This is a genomic window from Streptomyces sp. DG2A-72 (assembly GCF_030499575.1).
Lineage (GTDB): Bacteria > Actinomycetota > Actinomycetes > Streptomycetales > Streptomycetaceae > Streptomyces.
The window spans coordinates 4,204,917-4,225,016 of sequence record NZ_JASTLC010000001.1 but is presented as its reverse complement, the minus strand read 5'-3'; the positions used below and the strand labels follow the sequence as shown (position 1 = coordinate 4,225,016).

Below are 20,100 nucleotides of genomic sequence, written 5' to 3'. Positions count from 1 at the left end.
CAGGGTCCCCGTTGCCCTCATGCACCTCATCAACGACGGCAACCACCCTAGAGTCCCGTCCTGTCCGGGTGAGTTCCCCCGCCCGTTCAGCCGCCGGTCCGTAGCACAGCTGCGACAATCGGCCCGGCCGCGTCGCCGCCGTGCCCGCCCTCTTCGGTCATCGCCGCCGCCGCGATGTCGTCGCGGTACCCGGTGAACCAGCTGTTGGACGTCTTCTGCCCGTCGACCTCGGCGGAGCCGGTCTTCGCACCGATGCTCCCGGCCAGCCCGGACATCGCCTCGGCCGCGGTGCCGCTGGTCGCGGTGCGGTTCATCATGGCGCGCAGCTGGCCGACGGTGTCCGCGGACAGGCCGCGCGCGCTTGCCAGTTCACGGCCGTCGAGCTTCTGCGGCACGATCACCGGCTGCCGGAAGGTGCCCGTGATCGCGGTCGCTGTGACCGACGCCATGTTCAGCGGGCTCATCTGGACCTGGCCCTGGCCGATCATGTTGGCCGCGGTGTCCGGTCCGCCGGACGCGGGGACCCGGCCGTCGAAGGACGGGATGCCGGTCTTCCAGTTGTCCTTTCCGATCCCGAACCGCTCCTCGGCCTCCTTGGTCAGGGAGTCCACCTCGACCTCGTCCGCGTACTTCACGAAGGCCGTGTTGCAGGAGCGGGCGAAGCTGTCGGAGAGGGTCGCGTCGGGGTTCGGGTCCATGCCCTTGATGTTGTGGAACTTCTGGCTCTGCCACGTCGCGTCGTTCGGGCAGGGAGCCGGGCCGTTCATGTCGGTGATCCCGTTGTCGATGAGCGTGGCCGCGCTCATGATCTTCATCGTGGAGCCGGGCGCGAGCTGTCCGAGGAAGGCCGCGTTGAAGCCGTCCTCACGGTTGTTGGCCACCGCGAGCACCTCGCCGGTGCTGGGCTTGACGGCGACCACGGACGACTCGTCGTAGCCCTTCACCGCCTGCTCGGCCGCCGCCTGCGCGCTCGCGCTGAGCGTCGTCGGCAGCCGGCCCGCCTTGCCTTCCGCGAGGGTCAGCAGCGGGGTGTCGGCGGCCTCGGCGGACGCGTGCCGGATCGCCAGCTCGACGCCGGGCGTACCGCCCGCCTGCTCGCCGTACTTGTCGCGCAGCTCGTCCAGGATCGGCCCGAGGGACGGGAACTTGTCCTCGGTCAGGACGGTCCCGTCGCGGTCCACGGCCTCGATGGGCGGGCTCGCCGCTTCACCGGTGACGAGGGTGTCGTCCCGCTGCAGTTCGGGGTGGACGACGGACGGCTTCCAGTCGACCAGCGCCTTGCCGGTGGTCTTCCCGCGCACCACGGTGAGAGTGCTCTTGTACGTCAGCGGCTTGGACTTCCCGTCGTACGACACCGTCGCCTTCACCGTGAACGGCACGGTCGCGCCGGTCCCCGCACCGGGCGTGACACTGACGCCGGTGATGTGCGCGTCCTGCCCGTAGGCGGTGAACAGCGGCTCGGCCGCCAGCTCGTTGTTGGTGAGCGCCGCGGCCGTCGCCGCCTGCCCCTTCTCCCAGGCCGCGAAGAACTTCCCCGTCGTCTCCTTGACCTCGTCGCCGCTCGGCGGCCCGGTTCTCACGGGCTCCGGCTCGCTCGCCCCGATCCCGCCGTCACCGTTCAGCGCGGACACGAGGTTGAAGGCGCCGTACCCGGCCCCTCCCACCATCACGACGAACACCCCACCGATGACGGTGGCCTTGACCCCCTTGCGCATGGCCGCGCTCCCTCCCCGTACTGATGTCCCTGCACTGTAAGTGGCTGGAGAGGGAGCTGTGCGAGGAGTTGTCTAAACCCAGGTATTGAGCCACATACGTGAACGCCAGTCGTCGATGGGGATCGGCGTCCCGGTGAGCAGTGGCCAGAAGTAGATGAAGTTCCAGGCGATCAGCAGCACCAGCACGCCCGCGCCCGTCGCGCCCGCCACGCGGCGGGTGTCGCTGGAGCCCGGTGGGCCGATGATCGCGCCGAGCAGCATCGCGACGGCGAGGCACAGGAACGGCAGGAAGACGACGGCGTAGAAGAAGAAGATCGTGCGCTCCTGGTACATGAACCAGGGCAGGTACCCCGCCGCGACACCGCAGGCGATCGCGCCCGCGCGCCAGTCACGGCGGAAGAACCAGCGCCACAGCACGTACAGGAGCGCGAAGGCGGCCACCCACCACAGCAGCGGCGTTCCGATCGCCAGCACCTCACGCGCGCACTTCTCGCGTGCGTCGACCGGGCAGCCGTCCTTGCCGGGTGTGAGGGACTCGTAGAAGTACGACACCGGGCGGCCGTCGACGATCCAGCTCCACGGGTTGGACTGGTACGTGTGCGGGGAGGTCAGGCCGACATGGAACTCGTACACCTGGTGCTCGTAGTGCCACAGGCTGCGCCACCAGTCCGGGAACAGCCAGGACCAGTCGCTGTTCTTGCCGTCGGTCGCGGCCCAGTTGCGGAAGTGGCCGCCGCTGCCGTCCGTCGGGGAAAGGATCCAGCCGAGCCAGGAGCCGAGGTACGTGACCACGGCGACCGGCACCGTCGACAGGAACGTCCAGCCCAGGTCCCGCCGGAGCACCGCCTGGTAGGGGTGGCGGGCACCGGCCACCTTGCGGGAGCCGGCGTCCCACAGCACGGCCAGCAAGCAGAACGCGGCGAGGATGTAGAGGCCGTTCCACTTGGTGCCGATGGCCAGGCCCAGCATCAGGCCGGCCAGCAGCCGCCAGGGACGCAGGCCGAACCTGGTGTTCTCCGCCGTGTGCACATCGGGGCCGACCCGGCCCTCGGAGTCGCCGGGCAGCGCGGCGGCGAGTTTCTCGCGTGTCTTGTCGCGGTCGATCACCAGGCAGCCGAAGGCCGCGAGCACGAAGAACATCAGCACGCCGTCGAGCAGTGCGGTGCGGCTCATCACGAAGTGCAGCCCGTCCACCGCCATCAGCGCGCCCGCCAGGCAGCCGAGGAAGGTCGAACGGAACAGCCTGCGGCCGATCCGGCACAGCAGCAGCACCGACAGCGTGCCGAGCAGCGCCGTCATGAACCGCCAGCCGAACGGGTTGAAGCCGAACATCAGCTCGCCGAGCCCGATGACGTACTTGCCGACCGGCGGGTGCACGACGTACGACGCGTCCGTGGGGATCGGGACGTTGCCGTTCGAGGACAGGATGAGGTTGTTGACGTTCTTGTCCCAGTTGACCTCGAAACCGCGGTGGATCAGCGCCCACGCGTCCTTGGCGTAGTACGTCTCGTCGAATATCACCGCCTTCGGGCTGCCCAGGTTCCAGAACCGGATCACGCCCGCGAACAGCGTCACCAGCAGCGGACCGCCCCAGCCCGACCAGCGGATCAGCCGCTCGACCAGCGCCTGCGGCAGTCCCAGGGCAGCCCACAGACGCGGGCTGGGCCGGGTGTACGGCGGCACCAGCCGGTCCCGGATGTCGGTTCTGGGCCCCGCGGTGTAGCCGAAACGGCGCAGCCGCTGCTGCCACGACGGCCGCTGGTCGCGAAGGGCGTGGCCCTGCCGGAGGTCCGTGGAGTCCATCGACGACGCTGTACTGGTCACCGCGCCATCGTAGGGAACCGTTCTGTGGGAGTCCCGTGCATGAGGGCTGCGAGGATGGAAACGTGACAGTTGCGCCCGGAACCCTGGTCCTTGCCGGTACCCCCATCGGCGACATCGCCGACGCCCCGCCCCGGCTGGCGGAAGAGCTGACGGGAGCCGATGTCGTCGCCGCCGAGGACACCCGGCGGCTGCGGCGCCTGACCCAGGCGCTCGGGGTGACGCCCAAGGGGCGCGTGGTGTCGTACTTCGAGGGCAACGAGGCCGCCCGTACGCCCGAGCTGGTCCAGGAACTTCTCGGCGGCGCGCGTGTGCTGCTCGTCACGGACGCGGGGATGCCGTCGGTGTCCGACCCCGGGTACCGGCTGGTGGCCGCGGCCGTCGAGCAGGACATCAAGGTGACCGCGGTGCCGGGGCCGTCCGCCGTGCTGACCGCCCTCGCGCTGTCCGGGCTGCCCGTCGACCGCTTCTGCTTCGAGGGCTTCCTGCCGCGGAAGGCGGGGGAGCGGCTGTCGCGGCTGCGGGAGGTAGCGGGGGAGCGGCGGACGCTGGTCTATTTCGAGTCCACTCACCGGATCGACGAGACGCTCGCGGCGATGGCCGAGGTCTTCGGCGCGGACCGGCGGGCCGCCGTCTGCCGCGAACTGACCAAGACGTACGAGGAGGTACGGCGGGGCGGGCTCGGCGAGCTGGCCGCGTGGGCGGCGGAGGGCGTCCGCGGAGAGATCACCGTCGTGGTCGAGGGGGCGCCGGACACGGGGGCGGAGGAGCTGGACGCCGAGGAGCTGGTGCGGCGGGTGCGGGTGCGGGAGGAGGCGGGGGAGCGGCGCAAGGAGGCGATCGCCGCGGTGGCCGTGGCGGCGGGGGTGCCGAAGCGGGAGGTCTTCGACGCGGTGGTGGCCGCGAAGAACGCGGGGGCGTGAGAAGAACGCGGGGGGCGTGAGGGGCGTAAGAGAGGCGTAAACACCCTCTGAGCAGGGCGCATCTCCCCTGAGCGAGCGCCCCATCGGCGGGTAAAGCGCCCGGGCCGTTTCGGCAAGGAACGCCCAAATGAGCCCCAACACTGGACAGGTCCCGTGCTTTCGCTCCGGCCCGGCAGTCCACTGGATGACGGGACGCAACCCGTCCTCTCCAGCGGACAACAGGAGCTGGCATGAGTGAGATCGCAGGGCAGACCGGCCTTCGCAACGGGGCGACCGCCGTAGTGAACGAGTCCTATTCCTTCGCCTGCATGCGGTGCGGGCACGGCTGGGAGCAGTCGTACGAGATAGAGCACCACACGGACGCCGACGGCCATGAGTTCGTCATGTATGTGGCCGACGGGCGGATCGTGCCGTCCCCGTTGAGTCGGCCCACGTGTCAGAACTGCGACAACCACGTCGTACGGATCATGCGGGCGGGGCAGGTGTCGTCCGTGCGGGACGCCGAGCATCGGCAGCGTCCGGTGCCGGCGCAGGCGGGGCCGGTCGACGTGCCGGAGCCCGCCGCCAGGGAACACCACCACTGGCACCTCTCCGATCTGCTGAACGTCTTCCACCGCAAGGCGAGCTGATCCGAGCGCCCGCCGAGAGCGCCCGCCGAGAGGGCCCGCCGAGAGGCCCCGCTGAGAAGGCATGCCCCTTTCGTAGGATCGGGGCATGCCTTCGAACGCGTCCGACAAGAACGCCGCACCCCCGCTGCCCGAGCCGCTCCGGGTGCCCGTCGCCGACTCGCACACCCACCTCGACATGCAGTCCGGCACGGTGGAGGAGGGCGTGGCGAAGGCCGCGTTGGTCGGTGTGACGACGGTCGTGCAGGTCGGCTGTGACGTACGCGGCTCGCAGTGGGCGGCGGACACGGCGGCGGCGTACGACGCCGTGCACGCGGCCGTCGCCCTGCACCCCAACGAGGCCCCGCGCATCGTCCACGGCGACCCCGATGGCTGGTCCCGGCAGGGAGCGCGCGAGCCCGGCGGGGACGCGGGGCTGGACGAGGCGTTGGCCGAGATCGACCGGCTGGCCGCGCTGCCCCACGTGAAGGCCGTCGGCGAGACGGGACTCGACTACTTCCGCACCGGCCCCGAGGGCAAGGCGGCACAGGAGCGGTCCTTCCGCGCCCACATCGAGATCGCCAAGCGGCACGGCAAGGCGCTGGTCATCCACGACCGCGACGCCCACGCGGACGTACTGCGCGTGCTGAAGGAGGAGGGCGCGCCCGAGCGGACGGTGTTCCACTGCTACTCGGGCGACGCGGAGATGGCGGAGATCTGCGCCCGCGCCGGCTACTACATGTCCTTCGCCGGGAACGTCACCTTCAAGAACGCCCAGAACCTGCGCGACGCCCTCGCCGTGGCCCTGCTGGAGCTGGTCCTCGTGGAGACCGACGCGCCCTTCCTCACGCCGGTGCCGTACCGCGGACGGCCCAACGCGCCGTATCTCATTCCGGTCACGGTGCGCGCCATGGCCGCCATACGGGGCATCGACGAGGACACGCTGGCCGCGGCCCTCGGCTCGAACACGGCTACTGCCTTCGGCTACTGACGCATAACCACTCGATAACGCTCCCGAGGTGCAACCACAGCTTCATTACTACTCTGCGTAGTTGCATGACTTTGGAGAGTGATCGGCGCTCCGCTAGGTTCTGGGCCCGATCCGGACCCCTCTGGCCTTCTGGAGCGTGTCGGCGTGAGCAACTCGCAGTACGCGCGGAATTCGCAGTACGCGCAGAACGTGCAGGACTCGCAGTACGCGGGGGAGTCGCCGTACGGAGTGGACGCGGCGTACGGGCCGTACGTGTCGTACGGGGCGTACGACGCCTCGGGCGGCGCGTTCGATCCGTACAGCGCCGAGACATGGGGGTACGGGGTCGGGATGGCGCCCGGTGAGGCGCAGGGGGAGGCCGCCTGGGCGTACGGGGACACCTACGCGCCGGCCTACGAGGCGCTTGAGCCAGTGGTGCCGCGGCAGGCCGGGAGTGCTGTGGGGTTGGACGAGGAGGCGGATGACGACGCGGATGAGGATGCGGATGAGGGGGCGGATGAGGAGGCGCCCGCGCCCGTTGTGCGCTCCGGGGCACATCGGCGGTCCGCGCGTCGGCGCAAGGCGCGGTACGCCGAGCGCGCGGACGGCTCCATGCGCCGTCTGCTGCCACAGGCGCTGGTCGTCGCCTTCCTCGCGGGCGGCACCTCCGCGTTCGTCGCCAAGGACAAGGCGATCGAGCTCACCGTCGACGGGGAGCCGCGCACGCTGCACACCTTCGCCGATGACGTGACCGAGCTGCTCGCGGACCAGGGCCTGAAGACGGGGGTCCACGACGAGGTGGCGCCCGCGCCCGGTGCGGCGCTCGCCAACGGTGACGAGGTCGCCGTGCGGTACGGGCGGCCCATGCGGCTCACCCTCGACGGTCAGCGGCGCGAGGTGTGGACGACGGCGCGCACGGTGGAAGGGGCGCTCAAGCAGCTGGGGGTGCGTGCGGAGGGCGCGTACGTGTCCATCGCGCGCTCCCGGCACATCGGGCGTGAAGGGCTCGCGCTGGACGTCCGCACCGAGCGCTCCGTGACGGTCATGGCCGACGGACGGGCCCGGACCGTCCGTACGAACGCGGCGACCGTGGGGGAGGTCGTCGAGGAGGCCGGGGTCACCCTGCGCGGGCAGGACACCACCTCCGTGGCGCCGGGGAGCTTCCCGCGGGACGGGCAGACCGTCTCCGTACTGCGGATCACCCGGACCAAGGAGGTCCGGGAGGAAGCGATTCCGGCCCAGGTGCGACGGGTGGACGATCCCTCGCTGTTCCAGGGGACGGAAGTCGTCGAACGTGCCGGGCAGGTGGGGCTGCGGCGGGTCACGTTCGTGCTCCGGACCGTCAACGGGGTCAAGCAGAAGCCGCGGCGGGTGAAGACCGAGGTGGTGCGGGAGCCGCGGGACCGGGTCGTGAAGGTCGGGACGAAGCCGATGCCCACCTCCGTGCAGGGGGCGGACCACCTGGACTGGCAGGGCCTCGCGGCGTGCGAATCCGGGGGGCGCGCGAACGCGGTCGACCCCTCCGGGACGTACGGCGGGCTGTACCAGGTCGACACAGAGACCTGGCACAGCCTCGGCGGCACCGGCCGGCCGCAGGAGGCGTCGGCGGCGGAACAGACACAGCGGGCGAAGAGGCTGTATGTCCGGCGGGGGGCGAGTCCGTGGCCGCATTGTGGGTCGCGCTTGCACAGGTGAGCGGTCGCTGGGCGCGTGGTGGATCGTGCGGCAGTGAAGCGCGCCCCGCAGGGGCGCGGGGCTGTATCGATATGCGGCTCCGCCGCGTGGGCGCGACCAGCCCCCACCGGCCCGCAGCATGCATACCCTCCCCAGAGCGCCCCGAATGCCCGCGGCCAGCGACCCGTACCCTTGTCGCCGTGAGCAGCAGCCCTCCCCCCGACGCCCTCCTGGGCCCCGCCGACATCCGCGAGCTGGCGGCAGCCCTCGGTGTGCGTCCCACCAAGCAGCGCGGCCAGAACTTCGTGATCGACGCGAACACGGTCCGCCGGATCGTCCGTACCGCAGGGGTACGGCCCGATGACGTGGTCGTCGAGGTGGGCCCGGGGCTCGGCTCCCTCACCCTCGCGCTGCTGGAGGCCGCCGACCGCGTCATCGCCGTCGAGATCGACGACGTGCTCGCCGGCGCGCTGCCCGCCACTGTCGCCGCCCGGATGCCGGAGCGGGCCGAGCGGTTCGCGCTCGTGCACTCCGACGCCATGCACGTGACCGAGCTGCCGGGCCCCGCGCCGACCGCGCTGGTGGCGAATCTGCCGTACAACGTGGCCGTGCCGGTGCTGCTGCACATGCTCGAGACCTTCCCCAGCATCGAGCGCACGCTGGTGATGGTGCAGTCGGAGGTCGCCGACCGGCTGGCCGCCCCGCCCGGCTCGAAGGTGTACGGCGTCCCGTCCGTGAAGGCCAACTGGTACGCCGAGGTCAAGCGGGCCGGCGCCATCGGGCGCAACGTCTTCTGGCCCGCGCCCAACGTCGACAGCGGGCTCGTGTCCCTCACCCGGCGCGTCGAGCCGATCAAGACGACGGCCACCAGGCGCGAGGTGTTCGCCGTCGTCGACGCGGCCTTCGCCCAGCGCCGCAAGACGCTGCGTGCCGCGCTCGCCGGGTGGGCCGGGTCGGCCGCTGCCGCGGAGGTCGCCCTCGTCGCCGCCGGTGTCTCGCCCCAGGCCCGCGGCGAGTCGCTGACCGTCGAGGAGTTCGCCCGTATCGCCGAGCACGGCAAGAGCGCCGCCGACAACAAGGAGCCCGGTCAGCAGTGAGCGTCACCGTTCGCGTTCCCGCCAAGGTCAATGTCCAGTTGGCTGTGGGCGCCGCCCGGCCCGACGGGTTCCACGATCTGGCCAATGTGTTCCTCGCGGTGGGCCTCTACGACGAGATCACCGTCACGCCGGCCGACGAACTCCGCGTCACCTGCGAGGGTCAGGACGTCGGCCAAGTCCCCCTGGACCGTACGAACTTGGCGGCGCGCGCGGCGGAAGCGCTGGCCGCGCGGTACGGCCGTACCCCGAACGTCCATCTCCACATCGTCAAGGACATCCCCGTGGCCGGCGGTATGGCGGGCGGGAGTGCGGACGGCGCCGGGGCGCTGCTCGCCTGTGACGCGCTGTGGGGCACCAACGCCTCCCGCGACGAACTGCTCGACATCTGCGCCGAGTTGGGCAGCGACGTGCCGTTCAGTCTGGTCGGCGGGGCCGCGCTCGGGACCGGGCGGGGTGAGAAGCTGACGGCGCTCGAGGTCGGCGGCACCTTCCACTGGGTGTTCGCGATGGCGGAGCGCGGGCTGTCGACGCCGGCTGTCTTCCGTGAGTTCGACCGGCTCGGCGAGGGCCTGGACATCCCCGAGCCCGTCGCCTCCCGGGAACTCCTCGACGCGCTCGCGAAGGGCGACCCCGACGCGCTCGCCGCCGCCGTCTCCAACGACCTTCAGCCCGCCGCGCTTTCGCTCTTCCCGGAGCTGGCCGACACTCTCGCCGCGGGCCGCGCCGCCGGTGCGCTGACGGCGCTGGTCTCGGGGTCGGGACCGACGACGGCGTTCCCCGCCCGGGACCGGGAGTCGGCGTCGAAGGTCGCGGAGGCGCTGCTCGCGTCCGGCACGTGCCGGACCGTACGGCAGGCGTCGGGTCCGGCGCCGGGCGCCACCGTGCTGATCTGAAGCATCCCGGAGATCTGAAGCGTCCCCAGGATCTGAAACCTCCCCAGGATCTGAAACCTCCCCAGGATCAAAACGCACCCCATTTGTCCGACGGGCACAGTGAATTCACCGTTCCTTGGCCTGGGTTGATACAGGTGGGGCGGATGTGACGCGTAGGGTTCTTTCAACTTCAAGCACTCGCCGTAGCAAATCGCAGAGTGCGCGCGTCGTGCGTCCCCCAAGTGAACTGACCCTGGAGGCACACCTGTGTCTGCATCTCCCACTCCCGACCACCGCAGGAAGCGCTCGCTCTCCCGGCGCGGCGTGATCGCCGCCGGCAGTGCCGTGGCCGCCGGAGCAGCCCTGACCCCGGTCGTCTTCGCGGCCACGGACTCCGGCTCGGACGACGGCACTTCGGACACCGCGTCCGGTACGCCCGGCACCGAGCCCCAGAAATTCCCGGCAACCCGCACCGAGGCGGCCACCGGCACCGCCGCGACCACCGCCCCCTTCGCCATCTCGTACGTCGGTGTCCGCTGGACCGGCGCGGAGGCCGGTGCCGGGATCCGGTTCGCGGACGGCAAGTGGCAGGAGCTGGGCGGCGGTTGCGCGACCGTCGAGAACGGCGGCACGGCGCTGGTGGCGGCGGGGGACGCCACCGCGTACGAGCTGAAGGCGCCGCAGGGGGTGAGCGGGGTGCGCTCGCTGGCGATCGACACGACGGGCGGGGCCGGCAAGACCTTCCGGGTGCCGACCGAGCCGACCCGCGTGCGTGGGGTGCGGTACCTGTCGCGGCCGGCGTGGGGCGCCGACGAGTCGAAGCGGTACAAGGACGGGAAGGTCAACTCGCCCGAGACGTACTACCCGTTGCAGACGATCACCGTCCACCACACGGACACCTCGAACGCCGACCCCGACCCGGCGGCGACCGTGCGTAGCATCTACGAGTACCACGCGATAACCAACGACTGGGGCGACATCGGCTACCACTTCCTCATCGACGAGGCCGGCACCGTCTACGAGGGCCGCTACTCCGGCGACGACGGCATCCCGGCCTTCGACGCGAAGGGCAACCTCGTCACCGCCTTCCACACGGCCGGCTTCAACTCCGGCAACCTCGGCATCGCCCTCCTCGGCAACCTGGCCGGCCAGCCGCCCACGGATGCCGCCAAGGCTTCACTGATCCGCCTCATCAAGGTGATCACCCGCTTCAAGGGCCTGGACCCGCAGGCGCAGGTCACCTTCGTCAACCCGGTCAACGGCGTCAAGAAGGACGCGAACACGATCAGCGGGCACCGCAACTGGCTGGACACCACCTGCCCCGGCCAGACGATGTACGACCTCCTTGGCGAGGTCCGTGCGGCGGTCGCGGGCACGGGTTCCTGATCGTTTCCGCTGGCAGTTGGCCTGCATCGGTATGCAGGCCAACTGCCAACTGCCTCACAGGGCGCAGCAGCCCGTACGCACGGGTGCCATGTTTGCCGCCCTTGCGCCGGGCAGCGCCCGGGAAGCGGCAGCTATCCGCTGATGATCGAGCGCTGTCACAGCGCCCACCCGGGGCCCGGATTCGGGTCGGCGGGCGCGGCCCGCGTACGGCAGCCGGGCGCGTTCGCGGGTGCCGGGTGTGCGTCGAGGGCGCGGCACAGGGCAGCGTGCAGGTGCTCGGCGTCGACTGGGGTGAGCGTCAGTTCGGCGTCCGGCCCCATGTCATGACCTCTCCCCGATCCGCGCGAGGCGGTACGCGCCCCACAGTTCCCGTCCGGTCTCACAGCCGTCCTGCGCCCGGCTGACGCTCTTGCAGCCGTCGCATTTGAGGACGTGTTCGAACCACTGACGGTAGGCCCGCAACATGGGCAGCTCGACAGACTGTGCATGTGACTCGACCCTGTTTCCACTCATCGGCCTGCCTCTGTCAACTGCCATGCACGCAGGGTGTGCTGGCGTTCTCCTGGCGGCAGCACGTAGACGCGTACGAGGGCGGGTGTCTCGACCTGGCCGTGGCGATTGTCCAGCGGCGCGCGGGTGCGTCCGGCGCGGCGCATCCGTGCGAGTTCGAGTACGGCGCCCCACATCTCCGGCGTCGGCCGGAACGAGGGCGCGGGCGCCTGCGGGCACTGGTCGGGGGTGCCGTGCGCCGTGCGGGCACGGCTGGGTCTCTTGGGCTTGCGGGGACCGGACAGGAGTGTTCTCACCCGTTCGAGAGCCCGTGGTACAAGGTGCAATTGTCGACGCTCCTCAGCAGCGTTGGCACCCCGGCGAGGTCTCACCACCTCGTCGGGGACTGACCTCTTCATGCTGCTGTGGTGCGCGCACAGCGAGTTTCACGACTTGTGAAACATCACGTGATGCCGATCCATGAGGCGAACCCAGAAAGCGACTCCTTGCTGTAGCGCTCCAGGTGGATCAACGTCTGTACGGTCTCCCGCACTTGGGGATGGTTCCGGGTCTGCTCGGGTGCGACGCGGCGCGCTGCCTGGAGCGCGGCGAACGCCTTCTCGCGATTCCCGTAGTCGAGCCAGCCCTTCGCGGCGTCCATGTACCAGCGGCCGGCCCGGACGGGCGCCACGTTGGCGGGCAGTCGGGTGCGACGGGTCCGGCGTACGACTTCAGGCCCGTCGTACATCTCCACGGCCACCCCGAGCCGGTGCATGGCCACGTTGGTCGGCCCGAACTCCAGGCCGTAGTGGTTGGCGTCCCGTCCGAGGCGCTTTGCGGCCTCCGCTGCGGCGTCCAGGTGCGCATGGGCGGTCGGCCGGTTGCCGGCCCGCGCGGCGAACATCGCGGACCGCAGGTGTACAGCGCCGTGCACACTGAGCGTGGGATCGTCCATGCGGCCGATGTCCTCCCCCAGGTCGCGCCGCACGCGGTCCAGCAGAAGAATGCCGCGGTCGTACGCGGCCGCCTGGAGGAACAGCGTCGCACGCTGCCACTGCGTCCGGCCGATGCGCAGCGGATCGGCAGACTCGCGGGCGGCCCACTGCACCCGGTCCATGGCCTGGGAGCGCAGGTCGAACAGCCCCAGCGTGTACGCGATCGCCGTGACCCCGGAGTACGCCTCCGCCAACAGCCCGAACAGCCGCTCCCGGTCGGCTCCCTCGGCGGCATGGCAAGCGGTCGACAGCTCATCGAGAAGCGGCGGCAGCATCCGGCCGAGCTTGGCGTACGTCGCCTTGCGTCCGAGCGCGGAGGCGTACGCGACGTCGGCGGCCAAGCCGTCGTACGACCGCACGGGCAGGTTCTCGTCGGGAAGATCCCAGCCAAGCATGGCCGTCTGGATGTCCGGGACTGTGGCGTACACCCGGCCTCGCTGTGGATCCTCGTAAGGCTGTCCGGTCAACTGCTCCAGCCGGACCCCGAGGGCGCGTGCGGCACCGGCGGTGAGTGCGGGCGTGGCCGGTTTGTGGCCCCGCTCGACCTGAGCGATCAAGGACTTCGAGCACGGGATGCGCTGCGCAAGCTGGAGCTGTGTCAGGCCACGCGCCTTGCGCGCTGCGGCGATGCGCTGCCCGATCCGCCCGCCCGCCGTTTCCTCCGAGTAGGGCATCGTGGAGTCCTTCAGTCTCGACACCTTGAAGGTACCTCTGGTGGCTCTGTTGAGAACGGTGATCGGCATGGTCCGTGTAGGGACTCGCGGCCCGTGACACAGGTCGTTGCACTGACCAGCGGATTCTTGGGCTAACTCATCGGGTGGCCGCTTACTTGTGTCTCAGGTCGTATGGCATTTCCTCACGCCACTTCTGGAGTCATGACGACCGGGCGGGCGATCTGTCGGCGAGCGGTCTCCCAGATCTCCTCGAACTCCTGGAAGGTCAACTGCTCCGGATCATGGCCTTCCCACTCGGAGACGGGGAGTTCGGCGGTGATCCCGAACCTGCTGTCGTACTCCCCGAGGCAGGCTGCCGCGATCGGGGTCAGCTCAGGCCCTTCGAGTTCGATCTGCCGAGTCACCCACCCTTCGGCATTGACCTCGAAGTAGAACCAGGTGTCTTCCTCGTCCCAGTAGCAGCGCATCCATGTGGTCACCGGTCAATGATGACGGTTCTGGCGGCTGTCACAGCACCACGTCAGCGGACGTGACCCACGCCGAAGCTCTGGTCACAGCAGCTCCTGAGCCCGTGCGACCTCTCCGCTCAATTTGCCGCGCACTACAGGGTCGCACAGGAGAATTACGCGAAACGTACTCTTCGTGCGATGCGGGAAATTGGGCTTATTCGCCCAGTGCTCAGCCGACCTGAGGAGGATTCGGAAGAAAACTGGGCGCTCCTCAGGGCTCTCGGAGAGAACGCTTTCAGCGTCATCCACGATCAGTAGAAAATGCGTAGTGGCGAGCCAGTTCAGGTCAGACAAGCAGTCGTAAAGCGCATTCCAGTTCCAGCCGAAGTAGTCCGGAAGTCGGAGGTTCTCATAGAACTGTGTAAAAACGCTGTCGACATCGGACATCTCCCGTCCTTGCATTCTGGCGACAAAGATGGATCCGCTCGGTGGCAGGGCCTGCCTCGCTGGTACCGGTGAATCGTTTGCGGCGATGTGGACCCAGGGGGGCGACTCCGCCCACCAAGGGAATTCACTCATCGACCAACCTCCATGACTATATAGGTCTGATAGTGGGTCGGAGTGTAGTATGCCGAGCCATCGGAACCGGTGATGATCCGTTCCCCGCCGGGCTTCGGGTTCAACGCCGACTGGACGGTTCCCCATTCTGTATAGCGAATGGGTTGCCCGGCGCTGTCAAACTCGGGAAGCTTGTATCCGCCGTTCTTTCCGCTGTTCTCGAACGGCCGGGGTATTGATGGTCCCATATGCTGTGGTCCGGCACCCTGCGCTTCAACACCGAACTGTCGAATGTCCTGAAGCACCGCCTTGGATTCCGCGGGCACCTCGGTGGGAATCCAGCCCTGGAGCTTGGAGGTGTCGCCCAGGACATGCCCCACCCCGCACGGTGTGAGTCCGAGGGGGTCGGTCCAGGTGTGTGGGTTGTGGACGTAGGTGGCGGGGTTGGGTGCGGGGGCGAGTCCGAGGGGGTCGGGGGTGGTGTAACGAGCGGTTTCGGGGTCGTAGTGGCGGAAGTAGTTGTAGTGCAGGCCGGTTTCGGGGTCGTGGTACTGGCCGGGGAAGCGTAGGGGTGTGTACGCCGTGCTGTTCGCCGTCCATGCCGTGGTGCCCCACAGGGTGGTGCGTGTGCGCCAGGCGATCTCACCCTGTTCGTCTACGAGTTCGGTGGGGGTGCCGATCAGGTCGGTGACGATGGCGTAGAAACTCTGGTCGATCTCCTCCTGTTGCGCATCAGCAAGGACCTTGCGTTCGGTCTGGGCGATCGGGTTGGGGCCGTGGTGGTCCCACGTGAGGGTAATGTGCGGCTGGGTGGTGCCGGGGGTGTGCGTGGTTTGTTCGCACAGGGCGGTGCCGTCCCAGGTGAAGTCCACCTGCTCCAGGACCGTTTCGCCGTCTGCAGCGAGGCGTTGCTTGGCGATGCGGCGGCCGAGAGGGTCGTAGCGGTAGCGCCATGTTGTGCCGTCGGGGGTGACCGTCGACGTGAGGCGGTTCTCGGTGTCCCAGGTGTAGCGCCAGGTGTCCGGTTTGCGGGACAGGCGGGTCTTCTGGCGCAGGGTGACGCGGCCTGCTGCGTCGTGTTCGTAGCGGACGTTGCCTGCGCGGGTGATGCGGGTGCCTGTGTAAATGCGGTCGCCGGTTGCTTCCTGGCCCGGCATCGGCTGCGGCCAAGCGGCGTAGGTCTGGTTGCCTGCCTCGTCATATGCGTACCGCTCTGTCCAGTTCGCGGCGTGGACCGCCGTGACTCGGCCCGCCGGGTCCAGGTCGAAGCGGCGGGTGCCGTTCAGTAGGTCGTCGATGCCGATCAGGTGGCCGTCGGCGCGATAGGTGTAGGCGCGCTGCTGGAGGCGTCTGTCGGCTGGTCCGGTGAGTTGCTGCTTGGTCAGGCGGCCCAGGGGGTCGAAGGTGTGGGTGAGGGTGAGGGTTTCGCCGATGTGGCGGGTCAGTTCGCGGCCTGCCGCGTCGTGGGTGAAGGTGAGGGTGTTGCCGGAGGTGGTCAGCGCGGTGCGGTTGCCGGCCGCGTCGTAGCTCCATGTGCTGGTGGCGCCGGTTGGCGTGGTGCGGCTGGTGCGGCGGCCCAACGTGTCGTACGTGTACGTGAGTGTGCGGCCGTTGACTGTCTCGGATATCAAGCGGCCCATCTCGTCCCGCTGCAACTCCAGGACCGCGTCCGCGTTCGTTGCCTTGGCCAGGCCGCCCGTCGCGTCGTACGCGTACGTCGTGACCGTTCCGGCCGCGTCCTTGCGCAGCACGCGACCCAGCACGTCCCGCTCGTAGCGGATGGTCTGGCCGGAGGCGGTGGTGCTGGTGGTGAGTTGGCCTGCTGCGTCGTGCGAGTACGTCAGCCTGCGGTCGTCGAAGTCCGTCTCCGTGACGAGGCGCCCGGCCGGGTCGTACTCGTAACTCCAGGTCAAGCCCTGTGGGTTGGTGACGTTCGTCAGGCGTAGTTCGGTGTCGTGGTCGAAGGTGTAACGGACGCCGTCCGGGCCCGTGCGGGCCGACAGCAGGTCGAAATGCGTGTACTCGTAGCGGGTGACGGCGCCCATCGGGTCGGTGTGGCTGGTGCAATTGCCCTCGCCGTCGTACGTCCAGGACTCCGTGGTGCCGTCTGCGGCGATACGGCGGGACAGGCGGCCCTCGATCGTCCATTCCAGGCAGGTCACTGAGCCCGTGGGGTTCGTGACCTTCGTTGGGCGGCCGAAGGCGTCGCGTTCGTAGCGGGTCACGGCGCCGAGGGGGTCGGTGATCTCCAACGGCAGGCCCGCGGTGTTGCAGCGGACCGTCGTCGTCGCGCCCGTCGCGTCCGTTATCGCCGCCAAGTGGCCGAGGTCGTCGTACGTGAAGCGGGTCGTGGCGCCGGAGGCGTCGGTCGCCGTCGTGCGATTGCCGAACTCGTCGAACTGCTGGGTGACATGCGTGCCGTCCGCGCCGGACATGGAGACCGGCAGGCCCTGGTCGTTGTGGCCGACGCTGCTGTAGAGGCCGTCGGGGCGGACGACCATGATCGGGCGGCCAACCTGGTCGTAGGCGTAGCTGGTGGTGTGGCCGAGTGGGTCGGTGATGGTCAGCGGGCGGTCGTGGCGGTCGTAGGTCGTGCGGGTCGTCGCGCCGTCCGGGGCGGTCTCCGCCACCACCTGCAAACGGTCGTTGATCAGGTAACGGGTTGTGTGGCCCAGTGAGTCGGTACGGGTGGTGACCCGGTGGCCGGTCTCCGGGTCGGTCTCGTCGTAGGTGTAGGTGTTGCGCAGGTGCCCCGCGTCGCCCGACTGGAAGGTGCAGCGGTCCTGCTCGTCGTAGCTGTAGTGGTACGACGAGTTGTTCGTGTCGGTCCAGGCGGTGATCCGGCCGGATTCGTCGTTGGTGAACTGGGTCGGTATGCCGGAGGAGTTGGTCACCGTGGCGAGGTGGCCGCGCTCGTCGTAGCCGAAGCGGACCAGCTCGATGGCGTGGTCGGTGCCAGTCAGGTGCAGGGCGGTGATGCGCCCGCCCTCGGTGGTGATCTTCAGGTGGTAGCCGGCCGAGTGGACGATCGCCGTGGGGGCGCCCTGGTTGTCGTATTCGAAGGTGAGCCACTGGCTGCCGGAGCGGTCGGTGAGCTGCTCCAGCAGGGCGATGCCGTTGCCGTCCCCGCCCGGGGCCGCGAAGTACCAGGTGCGGCCGGATTCGGGGTCGGTGACCGTGTAGTCGCCGTAGCCGTCCACGGTCAGCGGGTGGTGGTCGCCGTCCACGGGCAGTACCGGCACCCCGGGTGCGGGGTGCGGATACGCCAGCAGGGAGCCGTCCTCGCGGACGAAGATGACGCCCTCGGCGTCGATCTCCAGGCGCTGGTCCGCGGTGGAGGTCCAGGCGGGGCCGAACCAGCGGCCGGCCCGGTAGGACGACTCGAACTGACGGGTGAAGACCAGGGGCAGCTTGGCGGGCAGGGAGACGTCCGTCTGGGGCAGCGACATGCGGCCGGTGGCCATGTCGATGGGGTCGCCGCCGAAGGTCTTGCACCACAGCTTCCGGGCGGCGTCCCGCAGTCCGGCACGGACACCCTCCCGGGCTCCTCCCGTCGCCGCCCCTTTGGCGGCCCCGCGCAGCGCCCCCTTCCCCGCGGCCCCCGCTCCCTTGCCGCCGATCAGGTTCGAAGCCAGGTACCCCATCGCATCGCCCGGGTCGCTGCGCCAGCCGCTGCCCAGCACCGACATCGGCAGCCGTTCGGGGTGGGCGGCCGTCCCCACCAGCCCGGCCAGCAGCATGTTGGACTGGCCCAGCCACTCGCCGGGGTGGGTGAGGTTGTAGGGGTCCATCGGGTTGACCGTGCGGGCCAGCTTCACCATGTCCGCGCCGCCCCTGAGCAGGCCGCCCATCACATGGACCGAGTTCAGCTGGGTGCCGACGAAGGCATCCGCGGCGTTCGCGCCGAGCCGGTCGGTGAACTCCGGCTTCGGCGGGGCCGTCGCCAGGGCGGTGGCGATCCGGCGCTGTGCGTCCCGGGCCACGTCCGTGCGCTGGCGGCGCGCCTCGGCCAGGATCTCCCCGGCCTCCCGCCGACCCGCCACCCCCGGGTCGGTGAACACGCCGGGCTCGGTCGGCCTCTGCCCCGGATCCCGGCCTGCCGCAAGCGCGGTGTTGTACCGCTCGGCCGCCTGGTTGTACGCCTCCACCCGGGCGTTGTGCGCGTCCGCCGCCCGCCGGTAAGCCTCCTGCGCGCTCCGGAAGGCGTCGATCGCGACCTGCGCCTGCTGCTGCGCCCAGCGCACCGTGTCCGCATACGCCTCCAAAGCGCCGGCCGCCTCCGCACAGGCGTCGGCCGCCGTCAGCCACTGCTTGGGCTGCATGTCGAACTTCGCACGAAAGGCAACCGCCGCCTGCCCCTGCCAGCCATCCCCGCCATCCAGCGACCGCATCCCCTTGCCGACGTTCTCAAACGCCCGGGCAAAGTCCCGCAGATGCCTCGCCCGCGCCTCCAACGCCTCCGGACTGCCATGAACCAGCTCCTTCGGGTCCTCGCTCTCTCCCAGCTGGCGCTCGGCGACCCCGCCGCCCAGCCGGTTGTTCACGCCCTCGCCGAAGTCGCGCACCCCCTCTGCCATGCCGTCCGCGCCGACCGCCGACAGCCCGTCCGCCGCCCGGTCCGCACCCCAGTTGACGGCCTCCCCGACGCCCTCCTTCGCGCCGTCGACGGCGCTCTCCAGGCCGTCCCCGAGGCTGTTGAGCGCATCCCCCAGGCCCATCAGCGCTCACCCTCCCCGGACGCCTGGGCCTCGGGCAGGCCGCTCCACTGCCAGTCCGTGTCCGGGTCCAGCAGCGCGTCCGGGGTCACCGTCGAACTCTCCACGTCCTGCCCGGCCTGCGCCCAGGCCTGCTGGGCCGCCTCCCCGCCCGCCGCGAAGGACTCCGCGCTGTAGTCCGCGCCGGCGACGTGCGAGACGGTGTTGTCCTTCAAGGTGTCCGACCAGGAGCGCTGCCCGGCCTCCTCCGCCGTCAGGTAGGGGTTGCCCGCAGCCGCCGTCCACGCCGTCTTCAGGGTGCTGGAGACGTACTCCTCCTGCTCGTGATAGATCCCCGCCGACAGATTCAGCCGCCCCGCGAACTCATTCGCGTCCTGCATCAGCGAGCGCACACCCCAGCCCCACCGCTCGCAGAAGTCGGCGAACACCTGCCGCAGATTCGCATCCCCCACCTCCAGGCCCGCCAGCTCCAGCTCGTCGAAGCCGCGCCCCAGGTTCGCCTCGATGTCGAAGCCCAGCTCCTTCAGCTCGTCCATCGCCTGGTTGATGCCCCGGGTGATCCGCGCCAGCGCCTCCGGATCGACCCGGTACCCGCCCCCGTGACCCCCACTCACAGGTTCGCCCCCTCCGCGTCCACCGCCACCGCGTCCGCCACGATCCCCATCACCGGAGGCAGCACCATCCCCGCCGCGCTCCCCGCATCCACCGCGATCCCCACCGGCCCGCTCACCCGCGCCGCCTCCGGGATCACCTGATCCAGCAGCCGCGCCCCATACACCGGCACGCGCTCGGGCACAGCCTCACCCCGCGCCCCAGCGAAACGTTCCAGCGCCGCATCATCCGTGAACACCAGCAACCAGCGGACACCACCCGCCTCCACCGACAGCAGCGCACCGTCCACCACCGGCACCAGCACCTCACCCCGCCGGAACTCCCCCACGACCTCACGCAGGTCGCCCTGCCCGGTCGCCGCCAGGTCCGCCAGCCGCAGCCGCAACGCCTCAGCGCTCACGTTGGCCACCCCCGGTCGCAGACATCACCGCTCATCGCACAAGCGAACGATCATGCTAGGCCGCTGAGTCCAGAGGAATCCAGAAAGGACCCAGCCTCCGCGTTTCGGCCAGGCCGACCGGTGGTCCAGCGGACGGAGCCGCCGG

At 69.9% G+C, this 20,100-nt stretch carries 17 protein-coding genes; 7 read left to right on the top strand and 10 right to left on the bottom strand.

Annotated features, from left to right (window positions below):
* Nucleotides 1-86 precede the first annotated feature (86 nt).
* Together QQY66_RS19855 and QQY66_RS19850 are read right to left on the bottom strand one after the other, a co-directional pair.
* Nucleotides 87-1,715, bottom strand: a complete 1,629-nt coding sequence (locus QQY66_RS19855; RefSeq protein ID WP_301981682.1) for a penicillin-binding transpeptidase domain-containing protein — start codon at nt 1,713-1,715, stop codon at nt 87-89.
* A gap of 72 nt (nt 1,716-1,787) precedes the next feature.
* Nucleotides 1,788-3,539 carry a dolichyl-phosphate-mannose--protein mannosyltransferase gene (locus QQY66_RS19850; protein WP_301981681.1) on the bottom strand — a complete coding sequence of 584 codons (1,752 nt, stop codon included), beginning with the start codon at nt 3,537-3,539 and terminating at the stop codon, nt 1,788-1,790.
* Between the two features lie 62 nt (nt 3,540-3,601).
* Between QQY66_RS19850 and rsmI the strand changes: the two genes are divergently transcribed.
* The 7 genes from rsmI (at nt 3,602) to QQY66_RS19815 (ending at nt 11,063) form a co-directional block, all read left to right on the top strand.
* Entirely contained in the window at nt 3,602-4,459 is an 858-nt protein-coding gene (gene rsmI, locus QQY66_RS19845) for a 16S rRNA (cytidine(1402)-2'-O)-methyltransferase (protein WP_301981680.1), read from the top strand.
* A 230-nt stretch (nt 4,460-4,689) separates the two neighbouring features.
* Complete coding sequence (locus tag QQY66_RS19840; protein ID WP_301981679.1) at nt 4,690-5,088, top strand: hypothetical protein; 399 nt, start codon at nt 4,690-4,692, stop codon at nt 5,086-5,088.
* Nucleotides 5,089-5,173: 85 nt separating this feature from the next.
* Nucleotides 5,174-6,055 (top strand): TatD family hydrolase, encoded by an 882-nt coding sequence (locus tag QQY66_RS19835; RefSeq protein ID WP_301981678.1) that lies wholly within the window; start codon nt 5,174-5,176, stop codon nt 6,053-6,055.
* Between the two features lie 330 nt (nt 6,056-6,385).
* Entirely contained in the window at nt 6,386-7,729 is a 1,344-nt protein-coding gene (locus QQY66_RS19830; protein WP_301987423.1) for a resuscitation-promoting factor, read from the top strand.
* Nucleotides 7,730-7,908: 179 nt separating this feature from the next.
* Nucleotides 7,909-8,805, top strand: coding sequence for a 16S rRNA (adenine(1518)-N(6)/adenine(1519)-N(6))-dimethyltransferase RsmA (rsmA, locus tag QQY66_RS19825; RefSeq protein ID WP_301981677.1), 897 nt, complete (start codon nt 7,909-7,911; stop codon nt 8,803-8,805).
* The gene (locus QQY66_RS19820) at nt 8,802-9,698 is read left to right on the top strand and encodes a 4-(cytidine 5'-diphospho)-2-C-methyl-D-erythritol kinase (RefSeq protein WP_301981676.1); all 897 of its coding nucleotides are present in this window, start codon (nt 8,802-8,804) and stop codon (nt 9,696-9,698) included. Before rsmA ends, QQY66_RS19820 begins: the two co-directional genes overlap by 4 nt.
* A 246-nt stretch (nt 9,699-9,944) precedes the next feature.
* A complete protein-coding gene (locus tag QQY66_RS19815) occupies nt 9,945-11,063 on the top strand; it encodes an N-acetylmuramoyl-L-alanine amidase (protein ID WP_367666983.1) in 1,119 nt (372 codons plus the stop codon).
* Nucleotides 11,064-11,218: 155 nt separating this feature from the next.
* On the opposite strand, the gene QQY66_RS19810 is transcribed toward QQY66_RS19815, so the two are convergent.
* The 8 genes from QQY66_RS19810 to QQY66_RS19775 form a co-directional block, all read right to left on the bottom strand.
* Nucleotides 11,219-11,383 (bottom strand): hypothetical protein, encoded by a 165-nt coding sequence (locus tag QQY66_RS19810; RefSeq protein WP_301981675.1) that lies wholly within the window; start codon nt 11,381-11,383, stop codon nt 11,219-11,221.
* A gap of 189 nt (nt 11,384-11,572) precedes the next feature.
* Complete coding sequence (locus tag QQY66_RS19805) at nt 11,573-11,869, bottom strand: hypothetical protein (RefSeq protein ID WP_301981674.1); 297 nt, start codon at nt 11,867-11,869, stop codon at nt 11,573-11,575.
* A gap of 146 nt (nt 11,870-12,015) precedes the next feature.
* Nucleotides 12,016-13,245 (bottom strand): helix-turn-helix domain-containing protein, encoded by a 1,230-nt coding sequence (locus tag QQY66_RS19800; RefSeq protein WP_301981673.1) that lies wholly within the window; start codon nt 13,243-13,245, stop codon nt 12,016-12,018.
* Between the two features lie 158 nt (nt 13,246-13,403).
* A complete protein-coding gene (locus tag QQY66_RS19795; RefSeq protein WP_301987419.1) occupies nt 13,404-13,688 on the bottom strand; it encodes a hypothetical protein in 285 nt (94 codons plus the stop codon).
* Nucleotides 13,689-13,772: 84 nt separating this feature from the next.
* Nucleotides 13,773-14,132: a barstar family protein gene (locus QQY66_RS19790; protein WP_301987417.1), complete on the bottom strand. Its 360-nt coding sequence runs from the start codon at nt 14,130-14,132 to the stop codon at nt 13,773-13,775.
* Between the two features lie 113 nt (nt 14,133-14,245).
* A complete protein-coding gene (locus tag QQY66_RS19785) occupies nt 14,246-18,946 on the bottom strand; it encodes a putative T7SS-secreted protein (RefSeq protein WP_301981672.1) in 4,701 nt (1,566 codons plus the stop codon).
* The gene (locus QQY66_RS19780; protein WP_301981671.1) at nt 18,946-19,557 is read right to left on the bottom strand and encodes a hypothetical protein; all 612 of its coding nucleotides are present in this window, start codon (nt 19,555-19,557) and stop codon (nt 18,946-18,948) included. Before QQY66_RS19780 ends, QQY66_RS19785 begins: the two co-directional genes overlap by 1 nt.
* A complete protein-coding gene (locus QQY66_RS19775; protein WP_301981670.1) occupies nt 19,554-19,955 on the bottom strand; it encodes an SseB family protein in 402 nt (133 codons plus the stop codon). The genes QQY66_RS19780 and QQY66_RS19775 overlap by 4 nt, the downstream gene beginning before the upstream one ends.
* Nucleotides 19,956-20,100 lie beyond the last annotated feature (145 nt).

Bases quoted from the DNA above. Each gene is read 5' to 3' on its own strand.
- QQY66_RS19810 (WP_301981675.1), bottom strand. From the start codon at position 11,383: ATGGGGCCGGACGCCGAACTGACGCTCACCCCAGTCGACGCCGAGCAC.
- QQY66_RS19790 (WP_301987417.1), bottom strand. From the start codon at position 14,132: ATGCAAGGACGGGAGATGTCCGATGTCGACAGCGTTTTTACACAGTTC.
- QQY66_RS19835 (WP_301981678.1), top strand. From the start codon at position 5,174: ATGCCTTCGAACGCGTCCGACAAGAACGCCGCACCCCCGCTGCCCGAG.
- QQY66_RS19830 (WP_301987423.1), top strand. From the start codon at position 6,386: ATGGCGCCCGGTGAGGCGCAGGGGGAGGCCGCCTGGGCGTACGGGGAC.
- QQY66_RS19855 (WP_301981682.1), bottom strand. From the start codon at position 1,715: ATGCGCAAGGGGGTCAAGGCCACCGTCATCGGTGGGGTGTTCGTCGTG.
- QQY66_RS19840 (WP_301981679.1), top strand. From the start codon at position 4,690: ATGAGTGAGATCGCAGGGCAGACCGGCCTTCGCAACGGGGCGACCGCC.
- QQY66_RS19795 (WP_301987419.1), bottom strand. From the start codon at position 13,688: ATGCGCTGCTACTGGGACGAGGAAGACACCTGGTTCTACTTCGAGGTC.
- QQY66_RS19785 (WP_301981672.1), bottom strand. From the start codon at position 18,946: ATGGGCCTGGGGGATGCGCTCAACAGCCTCGGGGACGGCCTGGAGAGC.